Below are 1,750 nucleotides of genomic sequence, written 5' to 3' on the forward strand. Positions count from 1 at the left end.
AGGCCGGGCAGGGCAGGGTTGGGCGGCTGGGCAGGGCAGGCCGGGCAGGACTGGGCTGAGCGCCAGGTCAGGCCGGGCTGAGCATCGGGCCGGGCAGGTATCGAGCTAAGCGGGCATCGGGCCGGGCTGGCATCGGGCCGGGCCAGCCGTTGGAGTGGGCTGGGCACTGGAGTGGTCGGAAAAGCGGTTGCCCCGCCGGGTGCGGGCGGGGCATGGTGGGTGAGCACAGCGACTCGCGGGCCGGAGAGCCCGGAGCGGATTCGGGGAGGAGGTGTCGACATGGCCATGACACCTGTCCTGGACGCGGCACCGGCCCGTCCACCCACCCCGGCGCTCCACAGGGTCTGACGCGGTCGCGCGGCCCGACGTCGGGGTGATCACCCACTTCCCGCTGGGAGCCCCGCTGTGCGCGAGCACGCGATCACGACTGACGCACTGCACGAACTCAAGATCAACTTCAATCACGGCGGTCGATTTGACGACGCCGCCGATGTCGACGCGCCCGAGTCCGGTTCGGGCGGTGACGCGGGTCGCCACGACGACACCGATACCCGCTACGGCGACGCGGACGAGGCCGGCACCGGCTACGACGACACCGATGATGTCGACGCCGGCTACGGCGACACCGGCGACGTCAACGCCGGCTACGGCGACACCGACTACGACGCCGGTCATGACGGTGGCGACGGCGACGACGCCAGCGACGACGACGCCGACCCGCACAGCCGCTGGTCCGACTACGAGCTGGACGACTACGGCCCGCGCGAGGTCAGGACCCGTGTCCGGGTCGTGCGGGACGACGAGGAGAACGTCCGGCGCGGCAGGCTCACCGAGGAGACCAAGAAGCGGCTCGGCGAGTCCCGGCAGCTCACCGGGCCCGAGGACGGCGACCGGTGGTCCACGTGGGGCAGCGCCGACCAGGGGCCCGCGCCGCACCCGGCGTGGCTGGTCACCGACCTCGGGGCCGTCGACCGGGAGCTCGGGCTGATCAAGTCCGGCAAGGAGGCGGACATCTCCCTGCTGGAGCGCGCCACGCCCGACCGGTCCTGCCTGCTGGCCGCGAAGCGGTACCGGGACAACGACCACCGGCTGTTCCACCGGGACGCGGGCTACCTGGAGGGCCGTCGGGAGCGGCGGAGCCGGGAGGCCCGCGCGATGTCCCGGCGCAGCGCGTTCGGGCGGAACCTGATCGCCGAGCGGTGGGCGGTGGCCGAGTTCGCGGCGCTCGGCGCGCTGTGGCAGCGCGGCGTGCCGGTGCCCTACCCGGTGCAGCGCGACGGCACCGAGGTGCTGATGGAGTTCATCGGCGACGGCGCCCAGGCCGCGCCCCGGCTCGCCCAGACCAGGCCCGAGCCGGACGCGCTGGTGGACCTGTGGCGGCAGCTCGGGTCGGCGCTCACGGGGATGGCCGCCGCCGGGTACGCGCACGGCGACCTGTCGCCGTTCAACCTGGTGGTGCACGACGACCGGCTCGTGGTGATCGACCTGCCGCAGCTGGTCGACCTGGTCGCCAACCCGCGCGGGGCCGAGTTCCTGGCGCGCGACGTGCGGGTGGTGGCCGAGTGGTTCACCGCGCGCGGCCTGCCCGCCGAGCTGGCCGACCCGGTCGAGCTGACCGCCGACCTGCTCCGGGAGGCCGGGCTGGCGTGAGACGGGCGCCGCCGGGTGGGAGGGCGCGCCACCTCACCCGGCGGCGCGCGCGGCGCACGTGCGGTGAGTACGCGGGACGCCACCCGCGAACACCTGCGGT

The 1,750-nt window shown here is 74.4% G+C and carries 1 protein-coding gene; it reads left to right on the forward strand.

From position 1 onward, the window contains the following. The first annotated feature begins 744 nt into the window (after positions 1-744). On the forward strand, positions 745-1,650 hold the full coding sequence (locus ACTUAL_RS21130; RefSeq protein ID WP_440901464.1) for a serine protein kinase RIO: 906 nt from the start codon (positions 745-747) through the stop codon (positions 1,648-1,650). Positions 1,651-1,750 lie beyond the last annotated feature (100 nt).

Source organism: Actinosynnema sp. (genome assembly GCF_052038725.1).